This is a genomic window from Chelativorans multitrophicus (assembly GCF_011317445.1).
Taxonomy (GTDB): domain Bacteria; phylum Pseudomonadota; class Alphaproteobacteria; order Rhizobiales; family Rhizobiaceae; genus Chelativorans; species Chelativorans multitrophicus.
Map to the genome: position 1 here is coordinate 338,611 of NZ_JAAAPL010000002.1, position 14,185 is coordinate 352,795.

14 protein-coding genes are annotated in these 14,185 nt (G+C 64.2%); 2 read left to right on the forward strand and 12 right to left on the reverse strand.

The genetic code is table 11. From position 1 onward, the window contains the following. Window positions 1-44 precede the first annotated feature (44 nt). Window positions 45-797 (reverse strand): SDR family oxidoreductase, encoded by a 753-nt coding sequence (locus GNP00_RS12310; protein ID WP_011581295.1) that lies wholly within the window; start codon window positions 795-797, stop codon window positions 45-47. A gap of 242 nt (window positions 798-1,039) precedes the next feature. Between GNP00_RS12310 and GNP00_RS12315 the strand changes: the two genes are divergently transcribed. Continuing rightward, a complete protein-coding gene (locus GNP00_RS12315; protein WP_011581294.1) occupies window positions 1,040-1,315 on the forward strand; it encodes a DUF2277 domain-containing protein in 276 nt (91 codons plus the stop codon). A gap of 142 nt (window positions 1,316-1,457) precedes the next feature. On the opposite strand, the gene GNP00_RS12320 is transcribed toward GNP00_RS12315, so the two are convergent. From GNP00_RS12320 to GNP00_RS12370, 11 genes are all read right to left on the reverse strand, one after another. Beyond that, on the reverse strand, window positions 1,458-2,897 hold the full coding sequence (locus GNP00_RS12320; RefSeq protein ID WP_011581293.1) for an aldehyde dehydrogenase family protein: 1,440 nt from the start codon (window positions 2,895-2,897) through the stop codon (window positions 1,458-1,460). Then, window positions 2,894-3,103 (reverse strand): hypothetical protein, encoded by a 210-nt coding sequence (locus GNP00_RS12325; RefSeq protein WP_041544706.1) that lies wholly within the window; start codon window positions 3,101-3,103, stop codon window positions 2,894-2,896. Before GNP00_RS12325 ends, GNP00_RS12320 begins: the two co-directional genes overlap by 4 nt. Next, window positions 3,100-4,125, reverse strand: coding sequence for a Gfo/Idh/MocA family protein (locus tag GNP00_RS12330; RefSeq protein WP_011581292.1), 1,026 nt, complete (start codon window positions 4,123-4,125; stop codon window positions 3,100-3,102). Before GNP00_RS12330 ends, GNP00_RS12325 begins: the two co-directional genes overlap by 4 nt. A 7-nt stretch (window positions 4,126-4,132) precedes the next feature. Then, window positions 4,133-5,272, reverse strand: coding sequence for a mandelate racemase family protein (locus tag GNP00_RS12335; protein WP_041545412.1), 1,140 nt, complete (start codon window positions 5,270-5,272; stop codon window positions 4,133-4,135). A 20-nt stretch (window positions 5,273-5,292) separates the two neighbouring features. Further along, window positions 5,293-6,297: a 2-hydroxyacid dehydrogenase gene (locus GNP00_RS12340; protein WP_011581290.1), complete on the reverse strand. Its 1,005-nt coding sequence runs from the start codon at window positions 6,295-6,297 to the stop codon at window positions 5,293-5,295. A 2-nt stretch (window positions 6,298-6,299) separates the two neighbouring features. Next, window positions 6,300-7,151: an ATP-binding cassette domain-containing protein gene (locus GNP00_RS12345; protein ID WP_011581289.1), complete on the reverse strand. Its 852-nt coding sequence runs from the start codon at window positions 7,149-7,151 to the stop codon at window positions 6,300-6,302. Continuing rightward, the gene (locus tag GNP00_RS12350; RefSeq protein WP_011581288.1) at window positions 7,141-8,151 is read right to left on the reverse strand and encodes an ABC transporter ATP-binding protein; all 1,011 of its coding nucleotides are present in this window, start codon (window positions 8,149-8,151) and stop codon (window positions 7,141-7,143) included. The genes GNP00_RS12345 and GNP00_RS12350 overlap by 11 nt, the downstream gene beginning before the upstream one ends. Further along, entirely contained in the window at window positions 8,148-9,101 is a 954-nt protein-coding gene (locus GNP00_RS12355) for an ABC transporter permease (RefSeq protein WP_011581287.1), read from the reverse strand. Before GNP00_RS12355 ends, GNP00_RS12350 begins: the two co-directional genes overlap by 4 nt. A gap of 1 nt (window position 9,102) precedes the next feature. Beyond that, window positions 9,103-10,020, reverse strand: a complete 918-nt coding sequence (locus tag GNP00_RS12360) for an ABC transporter permease (RefSeq protein ID WP_011581286.1) — start codon at window positions 10,018-10,020, stop codon at window positions 9,103-9,105. Between the two features lie 39 nt (window positions 10,021-10,059). Beyond that, window positions 10,060-11,580 carry an ABC transporter substrate-binding protein gene (locus GNP00_RS12365; RefSeq protein ID WP_011581285.1) on the reverse strand — a complete coding sequence of 507 codons (1,521 nt, stop codon included), beginning with the start codon at window positions 11,578-11,580 and terminating at the stop codon, window positions 10,060-10,062. A gap of 62 nt (window positions 11,581-11,642) precedes the next feature. After that, the gene (locus GNP00_RS12370; RefSeq protein ID WP_011581284.1) at window positions 11,643-13,163 is read right to left on the reverse strand and encodes an ABC transporter substrate-binding protein; all 1,521 of its coding nucleotides are present in this window, start codon (window positions 13,161-13,163) and stop codon (window positions 11,643-11,645) included. A gap of 264 nt (window positions 13,164-13,427) precedes the next feature. On the opposite strand from GNP00_RS12370, the gene GNP00_RS12375 reads away from it, so the two are divergent. Further along, window positions 13,428-14,147: a FadR/GntR family transcriptional regulator gene (locus GNP00_RS12375; RefSeq protein WP_041545406.1), complete on the forward strand. Its 720-nt coding sequence runs from the start codon at window positions 13,428-13,430 to the stop codon at window positions 14,145-14,147. Window positions 14,148-14,185: the final 38 nt, after the last annotated feature.

Sequence of the window (14,185 nt, forward strand, 5' to 3'; positions counted from 1 at the left end):
TCTGCGGAGCGAAGCTCAAGCAGCTCCTGCTCATCGCCGCGCCATCAGCCGCGCCCGACAAACGGCATCTTCGTCGCCATAACCGTCATGAACAATATGTTGGTTTCGAGAGGCAGATTGGCCATGTGAAGCACGGCATCGGCGACATGCTTCGGATCCATCGTGGCCTCGACGGCCATCTCTCCATTGGCCTGCGGAATGCCTTTGGCCATTGGCATCGCCATATCGGTCAGCGCATTGCCGATGTCGATCTGACCGCAGGCGATGTCGAAAGGACGTCCGTCTAGCGCCAAGGTCTTGGTCAGACCAGTGATCGCATGCTTCGTGGTCGTATAGGGCACCGAGCCCGGCCGCGGCGCGTGGGCCGAGATCGAGCCGTTGTTGATGATGCGTCCGCCCATCGGGCGTTGCCGACGCATCAATCCGAATGCGGCGCGCGCGCAGAGGAAAGATCCGGTGAGGTTGACGCCGAGCACTTCGAACCAGGTCTCGACCGGTATCTCGTCGATGGGGGCGCCCTTGGATCCCATTCCAGCATTGTTGAAAAGCAGGTCGAGCCTTCCGAAGCGTTCCTCGATATTGCCGAATAGCGCCTCCACCTCGTTGGCCTTTGAAATGTCACAGGGGAGGGCGACCACGCGGGATGGGTCGCAGGTCGAGGCAGCGGCGCTTTCCAGCATCTCCCGGCGCCGCCCGGTGGTCACCACCATCCATCCGTTTTTCACGAGCGCTGCGGCGGTGACCGCGCCAATACCCGAGCCTGCGCCCGTAACAAGTGCAATGCGTGCTTCACTCATGAAACGCCCCTTTTCAGAAAGTCCAGAGTTATGCAGATCGGGACGGGAGGCAAGCCCAGGCGTTCCAACCCCCGTGGCAGCCCGGCTGGCATCGGCCTAGTGGATGATCGCCTCGCGGACACCAAAAGCGCCCGTCCGCACGCGAAGCGAACACGCCAATCAACCCGCTACACAGCGCTCGCGTCGTGTTGCATCGGTCCGGGAGCTAGTGCAACACTGCACTAACAGCGAAGGAGGACACCATGTGCCGAAACATCAAGCCGCTGTTCAACTTCGAACCGCCAGCCACCAAGGACGAGATACACGACGCGGCCCTGCAGTTCGTGCGCAAGATCACTGGATCCACTCAGCCCTCACAAGCCAATGCAACCGCGTTTAATAATGCGGTGGAGGAGATCCAACGATCTGTGCACAAGCTCTTGCAGGCTCTGGAAACCAAAGCACCACCCAAAGACCGCGAGGTCGTTGCTTCCAAGGCGCGCGAGCGCGCTAGGCAGCGTTATATGCGCGCCAGCTGAGCTATTCGCATTCTGCGCGCAATTGCAGGGTAGACAAAGAAGAGATCGACGTGCGCATGTTTTAGGCGCCGCCGTCTCAGTGGAGATCCGTCCTTGTGGTCCAGCCCGAGCGTGGCGATCTGCGATGATGGCGGCCCTGCCGTCAACCCGCCGCGGTATACGCTGTCTTGACCACGGTGAAGAATTCCGCGGCATACGTGCCCTGCTCGCGCGGCCCATAGCTGGAGCCCTTGCGCCCCCCGAACGGCACATGGAAGTCCACCCCCGCCGTCGGCACGTTGACCATCACCATCCCCGCTTCGGCATTGCGCTTGAAATGCGTTGCATATTTGAGCGAAGTCGTGACAATACCGGCACTGAGCCCGAACTCCGTGTCATTCGACGTCGCCAATGCCTCCTCATAGTCCTTGACGCGGATCACACTCGCTACTGGCCCAAAAATCTCTTCGCGGCTGATCCGCATGGAATTTGTTGCTTCGGTAAACAGGGCTGGCTGTAGGAAATACCCTTCCGTTTCCTTTTGCACCCGCTCGCCCCCAGCTACCAGCTTGGCGCCCTCCTGCTTTCCGATCTCGATATAATCGGTGTCCTGCTTGAGCTGGTTGGCATCCACCACCGGACCGATATCGATGCCGGGCTCCAGCGCGTTGCCCACTTTGAGCCCGCGGATGCGTTCCGCTAGCGCCTCGACGAACCTGTCGTGGATGCCCTCGGTGACGATCACCCGCGAACTGGCCGTGCAGCGCTGCCCGGTCGAGAAGAACGCCGACTGCGTCACGCTTTCCACCGCCACCTTCAGGTCCGCGTCGTCCAGCACCACCGTGGGGTTCTTGCCCCCCATTTCCAGTTGGAACTTGCGGCCCAGTTCCACCGAGGCGGCCGCAACGCGCTTGCCCGTCCCCACCGAGCCGGTGAAGGTGATCGCGGTCACGTCACGGCTTTCCAGCATGGTCTGGCCCACCACCGAACCCTTGCCCATTACGAGGTTCAGCACGCCCTTAGGCAGACCGGCCCGCACCAGGATATCGACAATCGCCCAGGTCGAGCCCGGCACTAGATCCGCCGGCTTGACCACCACGGTATTGCCATAGGCCAAAGCCGGGGCGATCTTCCAGCTCGGGATGGCAATGGGGAAGTTCCACGGCGTGATGATCCCGATCACCCCGATCGGCTCGCGGGTAATCTCGACCCCGATGCCGGGGCGGACTGATGGCAGCACTTCGCCGGCCAGCCGCAGCACTGCTCCAGCGAAAAAGTCAAAGATCTGGCCAGCCCGGGTCACCTCGCCGATGCCCTCGGGCAGCGTCTTGCCTTCTTCCCGGCTCAGCAGTTCGCCCAGTTCGTCCTTGCGGGCGAGGATCTCGTCGGCGGTCTTGCGCAGGATGGCATGACGCTCCAGGATCCCCGAGCGCGACCAGGCCGGGAATGCCGCCTTGGCTGCCGCGATTGCCTGTTTGGTCTCCTCGGCGCTGGCCTGCGCGTAGATACCCACCACGTCCTTGATATTGGACGGGTTGATGTTCTCCTTGCCCTCTCCCCCAACCCAGGCGCCGTCGATCAGGTTCTGGTGCAGTGTGGTCATGTCGGAATGCCTTTCAGAAGTGATGAAGCGATGGTCTGTGCCGCCCGGTCCGCCTGCCCGACGATAGCCAATCCGGCGGCAGCCGCCTGACCTCGTTGATGCAGCGTGATCCGGCCCGCTTCGACATCTGCACCAGGGGCGGCGCTGCGATGACCGAGGCGCGCAGATCGGCGGGTCAATTCGGCCGGGTGCAGAACAGGGATCATTGCACGCCTCGCAACTGGTCGATGGCAACATAAGCGCCGGTGGCAGCCGACTGCCGCAACGCGGCGGTGATATAGACGCCGTCGAGCGCCCTTTCACCGGCCACCAGCGTATGGGCGGGACGCGCCGAGTCGGCCAGTGTCCAGGCCAGGTCCTGAAACACGTTGAGTGGCGGATGATCGGGGATCGGCGCTGCCACCACCGCCTCTGGCACCACCCAATCGGCGACAGTGTCGCCCTCGATGGTGGCGCTGCCAAGAGAGCCATGCACCTGCGCGCGCTTCAGCGTGCCGCCGCCATAGCGCCCGTCGGGCAGATTGCTGCGATAGGTGGTGGTCACGGTCAGCGTGGCGAACGAGCCGTTGGTGAAACGGATCACAGCGCTGGCTGCGTCCTCGGCCGGAATATCGTGCCCAACTGTCGCCGAAAAGGCGAACACGCCCTCAACCTGTCCCTGATACCATAGCAGATGATCGATCGGGTGTACGCCCTGGTTCTGCAGGCAGCCGCCGCCCATCGCGGCGATGCCGCGCCAACCCGACCCCTCGTCGTAATAGGCCTGCGAACGCTGGCACTTGTTGACATAATCGCCCTGGATCAGCGGCCCGAGGCGGCCTTCGGCAATCGCCTTGTAGATGCGATAGGCGCCCGGCACATAGCGCGTGTCGAACTCCACCACCAGTTGAACCCCGGCCTCGCGCGCCGCCGCCAGCATCGCCTCGCCTTCCGGCACGTCAACGGCGGTGGGCTTGCTGACGATCACATGCTTGCCGGCCCGCAGCGCCGCAATGGCGATTTCGCCGTGCATGTCGGTGGAAGTATAGACCCCCACCACATCGATATCCGGCCGGGCGATCAGCGCGCGATAATCCAGGACTGGCACACAGTTATGCCGCTCGGCGACCGCCCTGGTCCGCGCCTCGTCGCGGCCGCAGACGGCGATCAACTGCGCCTGCGGCACCGCGGCCAGCATCCGGCAGCGGGATTCGCCAAAGGCGGTTCCCACGATCCCCACGCGCATCATGACCGGCTCACTTGATCTCGTTGCCGGCGATGAAGTCCCAGTCGATATCCCAGCCCATGCCCGGCCCCTTGGGAACATGCACGAAGCCCTCGGCGTCCATCGGGTCGTCGATGGTGGCCAGCCACGGCGTCTTGGATTCGTACTTGATAAGCGGATGCAGCAGGCCGCGTTCATAGAAACGGCCGGGGATCTGCATGGCACCAAGCGCATGCAGCGTCGCAGCGCCGTTCTGATGGAGCTCGATCGACATGCCATGGGCTTCGGCCAGATGGATGGTCTTCATCATCGGCGTGATGCCGCCGACATCAAGCACGCCGGTGCGCAGGATATCGCAGGCGCCCGCCAGCACCCATTCGGCCCGGGTCCAGATCTGCCCCGGCGCAGTTTCGGGACCGCAGATCGGCAGGTCGAGCTCATCGCAGAGCCAGCGATAGGAGCTGATGCTGGCCTCGCGCATCGGCTCTTCCATCCACAGAAACCCGAGTTCCTCGAGGCCTCGACCGAGCCGCTTGGCCTCCTGCCGGCTATACTGGTGATAAGGGTCGAACATCAGGTGCATCTCGGGCCCGACAGCCTTGCGCACCGCAGTGGCCATGGCCAGGTCGCGGTCGACGGAGGGGGCGCCGGGTACCGGCGGCATCCAGGGGTGCATCTTGTAGGCGGTATAGCCCTCTTCCTTGCACTGGATGGCGAAATCGGCATAGGCCTCGGGGCTGGTCAGCCCGCCCTTGAGGTCGGCATCGCCCACCATGGTGCTGGCATAGGCCGGGATCTTGTCGCGAAAAGCGCCGAGCAATTGCTGAACTGGCAGCCCTACCGCACGGCCGGCCAGATCCCACAGCGCCACATCGACCAGCGCCATCATCGCGTCGCTCAGCGTCGCGCCGTTGCCGCGCTGCAGCTCGGAGAGCTTCTGCCAGATCTTTTCGCGATAGAGCGCATTTTCGCCGATCAGCATCGGCACCAACACGCGGTCCACCAGTTCGGGCTGCATGCCGAAGGCATAGCCCTTGGCGCCGCCGCGCGTCTCGATTTCGAGCAGCGTCTGCCGGGCGGTATTGGCTGGTCCGGGATGCGAATGCCCGAAGGCCCGCCGGATCTGCGATGTATAGGAGAACACCCGCACACCGATCCGGGTGATTTCCATGTCCTTGTCGAATTGCATAGTCAAACCGCCATTTTCTTGAGGTCGTGGGGGGCCACTTCGTTGATCAGGGGTTCACCCCGCATCAACCGGCCGATATTGTCGCCGATCAGGCGGATCGCGCGCTGCCGCGTGCCGAAGGTGGTGCCGGAATTGTGGGGCGTCATCAGCATGTTGAACTGGTGCAGCGGCAGGTCGGCCGGATAGCCGTCGCGGCCGGTCCCGTCCTCTTCCTCGCGCCACCAGCCGTCCATCGCCGCGCCGGCCAGATGGCCCGATTGCAGCGCCTCGTAAAGCGCCCGCTCGACGATCAGCGGACCCCGGGTGATGCACACCAGGTAGCTGCCGGGCTTCATCGCCGCGAACCGTCCTGCATCCATCAGCCCATTGGTGATCGAGGTCAGCGGCGCGGTGACCAACACATAGTCGGACACTGCCAGTGCCTTGTCGATATCGGCATAGGTGTGGGCGAAGGCCAGGTCATGGTCCTCATGACGTTCGGGGTGCAGCGTCACCATGCCGACCTGCATGCCGAAGGCCCTGGCCCGGACAGCGGTCGCCTTGCCGATGCTGCCGAAGCCGACGATGCAGAGCGTCGAGCCGAACAGCTCCGGGCCCCGCTGGCTCTCCCATTTGCCGCGGCTGGTAAGCGCGGCATGCGAGCGCAGCACCTGGCGCGACAGCATGACCATGGCCATGATTGCATATTCGGCGATCGGTATGTCGCCGGCATGGGCCGTCGCTATCCGGATACCGCGCTGCTGCATCAGGTCGGGGATGCCGTTGCGCATCAGCAGGTCAACGCCATGGCCCGTCATGTGCACCAGCTTGAGCCGGGTCGCCGCATCGATGAAGGGCCGGTTGATCACCCGCATCAGACCGGTCTGCACGTCGATGCTCGGCGCCAGTTTCAGCTTCTCTTCGACGGTCAGTTTGCTGCCGCCCTCGATCACTTCGATACCGGCGGGCCAGGCATCGATGACCGTCTGCTCCACCGGCGGAATATCCCAGTCGACCAGCACGCGCATAGCTAAGACTCCAGTTCAGTGCGGCTCCGGGCCGCGGTCGTAAGGTCGGAGGATCGGCCCGGCGCCGCTGCGACCTCGCCCTCCAGCGAAGGCGAGGAGTCGAGCAGCAGGCGCGTATAGCCATTGGCCGGAGCGGCAAACAGCTTGGCCGTTTTTTCCAGCTCGACAATTCTGCCCTGGTACATCACCGCCACCCGGTCGGCGAGCAGGCGAACCAGCGCCAGATCATGCGAGATGAAGATGCAGGTGAAGCCAAACTCCTGCTGCAGGCTCATCAGCAGCTTGATCACCTGCGCCTGGATCGACACGTCGAGTGCCGAGACCGGCTCGTCGAGGATCAGCAGGTCCGGCTGCAGCGCCAAAGCGCGGGCGATGGCGACGCGCTGGCGCTCGCCGCCTGACAGCCGGGCCGGGTGATAGTTTGCGTAGCTTTCCGGCAAGCCGACCTGGCCCAGCAGTTCGCGCACGCGCTCGCCCCACTGGCTGCGCTTGAGCACGCCCTTGTGCACGCGCCAGGGCTCGGAAATCAGCTCAGCTACCTTGCGTCGCGGGTGCAGCGAGGCATAGGGATCCTGGAAGATCATCTGTAGGTTCTGTCGCATGCCGCGCATTTCGCGCGCCGACAGCGAGAACAGGTCCTTGCCGCGGTAGCGCACGCTGCCCGACGAGGCCTCGACCAGCCGCAGGATAGTGCGCGCCAGCGTCGACTTGCCCGAACCGGACTCCCCGACCACGGCCAGGATCTCGCCTTCGGCCAGATCGAAGTCGACATTGTCGAGCGCAGTATATTTGCCGAAATGCTTGGTCAGCCCGCTGACCTGCAGCAGTGGCGTGGTGTGCCCGTCAGTGCGCATCGAGCAACTCCTCGGCGAAATGGCAGCGGCTGTCGCGGCCGGGGGCAACCTGGCGCAGCGCCGGCGCTTCGGCGCGGCAGCGCGACACGGCGCGCGGGCAGCGGTCGGCAAAGGCGCAGCCGGTGAAAACCATGGTCTTGTCGGGCGGATTACCAGAGATGGGGTGTAACTGTGACCAGTGGCTCACGCTGCCCGGATTGGAGTTGAGCAGCGCCCGGGTATAGGGATGGGCCGGCCGGGCATAGAGCGCGTCAATCGGGCCGCGCTCGACGATGCGCCCGGCATACATCACCACCAGATAGCTTGCCACCTGCCGCGCCACCGCCAGGTCATGGGTGACGAACAGCAGCGCCATGCCGCTCTCGCGCTGCAGCTTGGCAATCAGCTTGAGGATGCCGGCCTGCACGGTGACATCGAGGGCGGTGGTCGGCTCGTCGGCGATCAGCAGTTGCGGCTTGAGTGCGATGGCCATGGCAATGCAGATGCGCTGACGCATGCCGCCGGAGAACTGATGCGGATAGCTGCTGAGCCGCTTTTCGGCGCTGTCGATGCCCACCTGCTGCATCAGCGAAATGGCCTCGGCCCGCGATTTCTCCCGCGACCAGCCGAGCCGGACCATCAGGATTTCCATGATCTGCTCGCCCACCGAGAATACCGGGTTGAGCGCATCAAGAGAATCCTGGAACACCATCGCCAACCCGGGACCGCGCACGTCCTGCAACTCGGTTTCGCTCAGGCCAACCAGTTCTCGCCCGGCGAAGCGCACCGAGCCGCTCACCTTGCCGGGCGCGTTGATCAGCCCCATTACGGCCTTGCCTGTGACGCTCTTGCCCGAGCCGGATTCGCCGAGGATGGCGACGCTTTCGCCCGGCCCGATGCTGAGGTCGATGCCGCGGACGGCGTTGATGGCGCGGCCGGCGGTGCGGAACTGCACCGTCAGGTCGTGGATTTCAATCAGTGCCTCGCCGGGCTGCTGCATGATTTTGGCGGCGGCAGTCATTTCAGGGCGTCCTCCTGGCGGGCGGTAGCGGCGGCGAGCGCGCCGGCCTGTAGGGGATCGCCGCTGGCGCGCAGCCAGTTCGACAGGAAATTGGCGGCCAGCGCAGTGATCACAATTGCCATGCCGGGGAATACCGTGGCCCACCAGGCCCGGGTCAGGTATTCGCGACCCTCCGAAACGATGGTGCCCCAATCGACATCGGGTCGCTGCAATCCGACGCCTAGAAAGCTCAGGCCCGCCGCCGCCAGCATGACGCTGGCCAGTTCGAGCATGGAAACGGTCATTACCGTAGGCAGCACCAGCGGGCGGATATCGCGCCAGATGATGCGCAGGTTGGTGGCGCCGATGGCCCGCGAAGCCTCGACGAATACCCGCTCGCGCAGTTCGAGGGTCTGGGCGCGGGCCACCCGCAAATAGATCGGCAGGCGCGACACCGCCAGCACGGCCACGAGATTGAAGATGCTGGGTTCGAGCACGAACAGCACCGCGAGGGCCAGAAGCAGGGAGGGCACGGTAACGATGATGTCGCTGACGCGCATCAGCGCCGCATCGACCCAGCCGCCAACAAAGCCGCTGATCATGCCGATACTGGTGCCCACCACGGCCGCCAGGCCGACCGCGGCGCCGGCGACGATGAAGCTGGTGCGCGCGCCGACGATCAATTGCGCCAGCATGCTGCGGCCCAGCCCGTCGGCGCCTAATACGTAAATCCAGCCGTGCTCGAGGCTGAACGGGGGGAAGAAGCGCAGGCGCAGGCTCTGGAAGTTCGCCGTTTCCAACGCCAGCGGGGCGCCGATCAGCGCGATCAGCACCAGGGCAATCAGCACTAGCGCCGAAATCAGCGCGATTGGCGAACGAACCAGAAGGCTGAGCCGTGTCTGGGCGAAATAGGCCTTGATGCGCGCGCCGGTCGAGGCCGGCGATGCAGGAATGGGTTGGGTCAGATACATGTCAGGAAATCCGGATCCTTGGGTCGGCCGCCGCGTAGATCAGGTCCACGAGGAAATTTAGCAGGATGACGGCAATGCCGACGACGAAGACCCCGGCCTGGATCACGGCGAAGTCGCGGTTATAGACAGCGTCGACCAACACCTGGCCGATGCCGGGCCAGGCAAACACCGCCGAAACGATGACCGCGCCATTGACCATGCCGCCGGCCCGGTCGCCGGCCACGGTGATGATCGGCAGCGCGGCGTTGCGCAGCGCATGGCGGAAGGCCAGCCGCTTCCACGAATAGCCGCGAGCCCGGGCATTTTGCACATATCCGGCATTGAGCGTTTCCAGCATGGCGCCGCGCACCACCTGGGTCAGCACGCCTACCGGATGCAGCATCAGCGTCGCCACCGGAAGGATCCAGGAGAGCAGGCTCGCCTGCCCGGAAGTCGGCAACAATCCCAGATTGACCGACAGCACCAGGACGCCGACCAGCGCGAACCAGAAATCGGGGATCGAGGCGGTCAGCAGCGAGAATAGCGTGATCAGCCGGTCCTGCACCGAATGGGGGTGCAGGGCCGCGACGGTTCCGAGGGGAATGGCGGCGAGCAGGGTCAGCGCCATGGCCACCGCAGCCAGCAGGATGGTCTGCGGCATGGCCGATAGGACCGCCACGGCAGCCGGCCGTTGCTGATACAACGACTGGCCAAAGTCGAGCCGGAACACATTGCCCACGAATTGCGCGAACTGCTGCGGGATCGGCTGGTCGTAGCCAAACTGCCGGTTGAAGGCCTCCATCATTTCGACGGAGGCGTCCGCCGGCAGGTAGAGCGTCGCCGGACTTCCCGTTAGCCGGGCCAAGAAGAAGACAATGACCATCACTCCCGCAAGCGCGATGAGGCTTGTCGTCAATCTGAGGCTGAGAAACTTCAACATATCGTGCCTGGAACCCTGTGCCGGCCGGTCGGACCGAGACTACTGCTTGTGCTTGACGTCGGACAGATGCAGTTCGATGTCGGTAAAGCCATCCGCCTCGTAGGCAATGCGATCCGAGGTCAGCAGCAGCCCCTGCAGGGCCGCAACCGGAATGACCAGTTCCTGGTCATAGGCATATTGCGCGATCTCGCGATATGCCGCGGCCCGGTCTTCGCCGCTGGCCTTGGCCGCGGCCGCCAGCTTGGCATCGAGTTCGGCATTGTCGACCACGCTCAGCCGGCCGCCGCTGCCCAGGAAGTTCGGGAAGGTCAGCGAACCGTCGCCCGAAATGTTGTTGTGGCTCGAGGTGAGCAGGTTCACCGGCTGGGTAAGCGAGTCCGGCTTGCGAGCCCAGGGGCTCCAGCCGACGGTATCCACCGATTTCAGCGTGACGGTGAAGCCGGCCTGCTGGATCATCTGCTGGATCGCCTGCGAGACTTCCTCGGCGCCGCTGAACAGGTCGGTGCGGGCCACCAGCGTGATCGGCGTATCGACGGCGACGCCGGCCGCCTTGGCTTCCGCGAACAGTGCCTTGGCCTTTTCGAGATCATAGGGCATGCCGGTATAATCGGGCACGTAGCCATTGATCAGCTGTGTGACCAATTGCCCGGTCGGCGTGCCCGAATTGTCCATCAGCACTTCGGCCAGCGTGGCCTTGTCTATCGAGGAGGCGATGGCCTGGCGCACGCGCAGATCGTCCAGCGGCGGCTTCTGCAGCATCGGGCGCAGGTAGAACACGCCGTTGGTCAAATATTGCTGGGCATTGGCCTGGCCTTCGGCCTCATGGGTGGGGATATCATAGGCGATATCGGCTTCGCCGGTCTTGATCATGCTGGCGCGGATGGTGGCCTCGGCCCGCCAGACATAGTTGGCTTCGGCGATCTCGGGGGCTTCGCCCCAATAGCCGTCAAACGCCGATAGCGTTATCGACTGGCCGATCTCGCGGCCGGCAAACCGGTAGGGACCGGTGCCGATCGGGGTGTCACTTTTGGCGGCTTCCGGAGTCTTGGGGGAGGGCAGATCGATATAGGCGATGCGTGCCGGCAGGATCGGGTCGGGCTCTTCGGTGGTGATCCGTACCACCATGTCGCTTTCGACGGTCGCGGTGGTCTTGGTGGGGAACAGCGACAGGGTCTGGCACGTCAGGTCCGGGTTCATCGAGCGGTTGATGCCGAACGCCACCGCGGCCGCATCCAGCGGCGTGCCGTCGTGGAAGGTGACGCCCGGCCGGATGGTGAAGAGCCAGCTCTTGTTATCCGGACTAGACCATTCGGTGGCGAGCAGCGGGCCGACCGCGCCCGACTGTGGGTCGAGCCGCGTCAGCGCCTCGACGACATTGCCGCGCAGCACCCGGGCATTGGCCCTAGTGCTGTCATCGCAGGCATCGACCGAGGTCGGCTCGGCCGGCATCGCCAGGACGATGGACCCTTCGGCGGTGAGGGCCGGTGCTGCCGCGAAGGCAAGTCCGGCCTGCGCAGCCAGCAAGGTCCAGGCCAGGCCGGATTTAGACAGGTTGATCATGCGTAATTCCTCTTCCTATGGCGCCCGACGCGCGTCGGATCGATGCAGTGAGCAAGGTTCCGCTACTGACGGAGAGTCACCTCGGACAGATGCAGTTCGATGTCGGTGAAGCCGTTGGACTGATAGTTCACCCTGTCCGACAGCAGCAGCCGGCTTTGCAGCTCGGCGACCGGAATAACGATGTGCTCGGCGTAAGCTTCCCGGGCAATATCGCGATAGGCCGCGGTGCGGGCATCGCCCGACAGCACTGCCGCAGCGGCCAGCCTTGCGTCCAGGTCCGCATCGTCGGCCATGCTGAGGCGCCCGCCGCTGCCGAAATTGTTCGGGAAGGACAGCGATGCGTCGCCCGAAATATTGTCATGCGCCGACATCAGCAGGTTGACCGGCTGGGTCAGCGAATCCGGCTTGCGCGCCCAGGGGCTCCAGGCCACCGAGTCGACCGCTTCCAACGTCACCGTAAAGCCCGCCTGCTGCAGCATCTGCTGCAACGCCTGGGCGATTTCGGTCGAGCCGCTGAACAGGTCGGTGCGGGCGATCAGCGCGATCGGGGTCTCCACCGGCACGCCATCGGCCTTGGCCTCGGCCAGCAGCGCCTTGGCCTTTTCCACGTCATAGGGCACGCCGGCGAAGTCCGGCACATTGCCGTTGATCAGCGGGGTCACCAGTTGGTCGGTCGGCTTGCCCGAACGCTCCATCAGCACTTCCGTCAGCGTCACCTTGTCGATGGCGGCGGCAACCGCCTGGCGAACCCGCACGTCGTCCAGCGGCGGCTTGCGCAGCATCGGACGCAGGAAGAACACGCTGTTGGTGGAATATTCCTGGGCGTTGGGCGCGCCTTCGGCTTCATGGAACGGAATGTCGATGGCGATATCGGCTTCGCCGGTTTTGACCATGCTGGCGCGAATGGTCGGCTCGGACCGCCAGAGATAGGTGGCGGTGGCGATGGCCGGTGCATCGCCCCAATAACCCGCATAAGCATTGAGCACAATCGACTGGCCGATTTCGCGCGAGCCCAGCTGATAGGGGCCGGTGCCAATCGGGGTGTCGGTCTTGGCGTTTGCCGGGGTGGCCGGCGAGGGCAGGTCGATATAGGCGATGCGCGCCGGCAGGATTGGATCGGGCGTCTCGGTGGTGATGCGGACCACCATTTCGCTTTCGACCGAGGCAGTGGTCTTGTTGGCGAACAGCGACAGGGTCTGGCAGACCAGGTCGGGATTCATCGAACGGTTGATGCCGAACACCACGGCCTCGGCATCGAGCGGGGCGCCATCGTGAAAGGTGACGCCGGGGCGGATGGTAAACAGCCAGTTATTGTCGTCGGCGCGGGTCCATTCGGTCGCCAGCAGTGGCTGTACAACCCCGGTCTGCGGATCGAGCCGCGTCAGCCCTTCTACGATATTGCCGCGCAACACGCGGGCATTGGCATTGGTGCTGTCGTCGCAGGCGTCGAGCGACGTCGGCTCGGACGGCAGCGCCAGGGTTATCGAGCCCTCGGCGGCGAAGGCCGGCGCCATGGCCATAGCCAGTGCGGCCTGCGCCCCCAGAAGCGTCCAGACGATGCGGCGTTTCCCCAGTTTGGTCATTTTTTATCTCCTCCCATGCGCATCCGGCCCGGCCGGAGCAAGATCAGCGCCGCGTTTCAAGCGCGGTGCGGGAATGTGGCGATAGGGGGTCGCGCTCCGCGCAAACCGGCTCCTGCACCTCTTCCTTGGCGACGGAACCTAGTCACCCACGCCGCACTCGTCAACACTTATCATATATCTTTTGCTAAAACACGGTTTCTTGTCTGAGGACTCGGTTTGTGCAATTATCTTGCGGCACACGTGAAGGAGAGCGCATTGGTGGAAATGGTTCCCGCAGGCCGCCCCAGCGGCAACCTGGTGAAGCATGTCAGCGAGAATCTGCGCAACGAGATCGCTTCCGGCCGATTCGAAGTCGGCGACAAGCTGCCGTCGCAATCGCTGCTGACCGAACGCTTCGAGGTAAGCCGCACCGTGATTCGCGAGGCCATTGCCAGCCTGCAAGCCGACGGGCTGCTGGAAGCGCGCCAGGGTGCCGGGGTTTTCGTCGTCGCGCGCGCCGCGCCATCGCCCTTTCCATTCCAGACCGTCGATCACGCGCGGGTTTCCTCGATCCTCGAAATGCTCGAACTGCGTTCGGCGATCGAGATCGAGGCCGCCGGCCTAGCCGCTCTGCGCCGCTCGCCGGCGCAGGAAGAGGCCATTTTCCGCGCCCATCAGGCCGTTGCGGCGCTGATCGCCAACGGCGAACGCTCCACGGATGCGGACTTCGCCTTCCATCGCGCCATTGCCGGGGCCACCAATAATCCCCGCTTTACCGAGTTTCTCGACCTCCTGGGCCCCAGCGCCATTCCGCGCGCCAATCTGCAGGTCGATGGCGGCGAAGGTATCCGTGCGCCCTATCTCGAGAAGATTCTCGACGAGCATAAACAGATCGCCCAGGCCATTTCATCCGGCGACGAGAAACTGGCGCGCGAGACGATGCGAACTCATCTAAAGGGCAGTCAGCATCGCTACCGGGCATTAATTCAGAACGACATGGCGTAACTTGTCATATCTCTATTGACGCTTATCCTATAAATTTG

Excerpts from the sequence above, each read along its gene's own strand:
- GNP00_RS12310 (WP_011581295.1), bottom strand. The coding sequence starts at position 797 with ATGAGTGAAGCACGCATTGCACTTGTTACGGGCGCAGGCTCGGGTATT.
- GNP00_RS12315 (WP_011581294.1), top strand. The coding sequence starts at position 1,040 with ATGTGCCGAAACATCAAGCCGCTGTTCAACTTCGAACCGCCAGCCACC.
- GNP00_RS12320 (WP_011581293.1), bottom strand. The coding sequence starts at position 2,897 with ATGACCACACTGCACCAGAACCTGATCGACGGCGCCTGGGTTGGGGGA.
- GNP00_RS12325 (WP_041544706.1), bottom strand. The coding sequence starts at position 3,103 with ATGATCCCTGTTCTGCACCCGGCCGAATTGACCCGCCGATCTGCGCGC.
- GNP00_RS12330 (WP_011581292.1), bottom strand. The coding sequence starts at position 4,125 with ATGATGCGCGTGGGGATCGTGGGAACCGCCTTTGGCGAATCCCGCTGC.
- GNP00_RS12335 (WP_041545412.1), bottom strand. The coding sequence starts at position 5,272 with ATGGAAATCACCCGGATCGGTGTGCGGGTGTTCTCCTATACATCGCAG.
- GNP00_RS12340 (WP_011581290.1), bottom strand. The coding sequence starts at position 6,297 with ATGCGCGTGCTGGTCGACTGGGATATTCCGCCGGTGGAGCAGACGGTC.
- GNP00_RS12345 (WP_011581289.1), bottom strand. The coding sequence starts at position 7,151 with ATGCGCACTGACGGGCACACCACGCCACTGCTGCAGGTCAGCGGGCTG.
- GNP00_RS12350 (WP_011581288.1), bottom strand. The coding sequence starts at position 8,151 with ATGACTGCCGCCGCCAAAATCATGCAGCAGCCCGGCGAGGCACTGATT.
- GNP00_RS12355 (WP_011581287.1), bottom strand. The coding sequence starts at position 9,101 with ATGTATCTGACCCAACCCATTCCTGCATCGCCGGCCTCGACCGGCGCG.
- GNP00_RS12360 (WP_011581286.1), bottom strand. The coding sequence starts at position 10,020 with ATGTTGAAGTTTCTCAGCCTCAGATTGACGACAAGCCTCATCGCGCTT.
- GNP00_RS12365 (WP_011581285.1), bottom strand. The coding sequence starts at position 11,580 with ATGATCAACCTGTCTAAATCCGGCCTGGCCTGGACCTTGCTGGCTGCG.
- GNP00_RS12370 (WP_011581284.1), bottom strand. The coding sequence starts at position 13,163 with ATGACCAAACTGGGGAAACGCCGCATCGTCTGGACGCTTCTGGGGGCG.
- GNP00_RS12375 (WP_041545406.1), top strand. The coding sequence starts at position 13,428 with ATGGTTCCCGCAGGCCGCCCCAGCGGCAACCTGGTGAAGCATGTCAGC.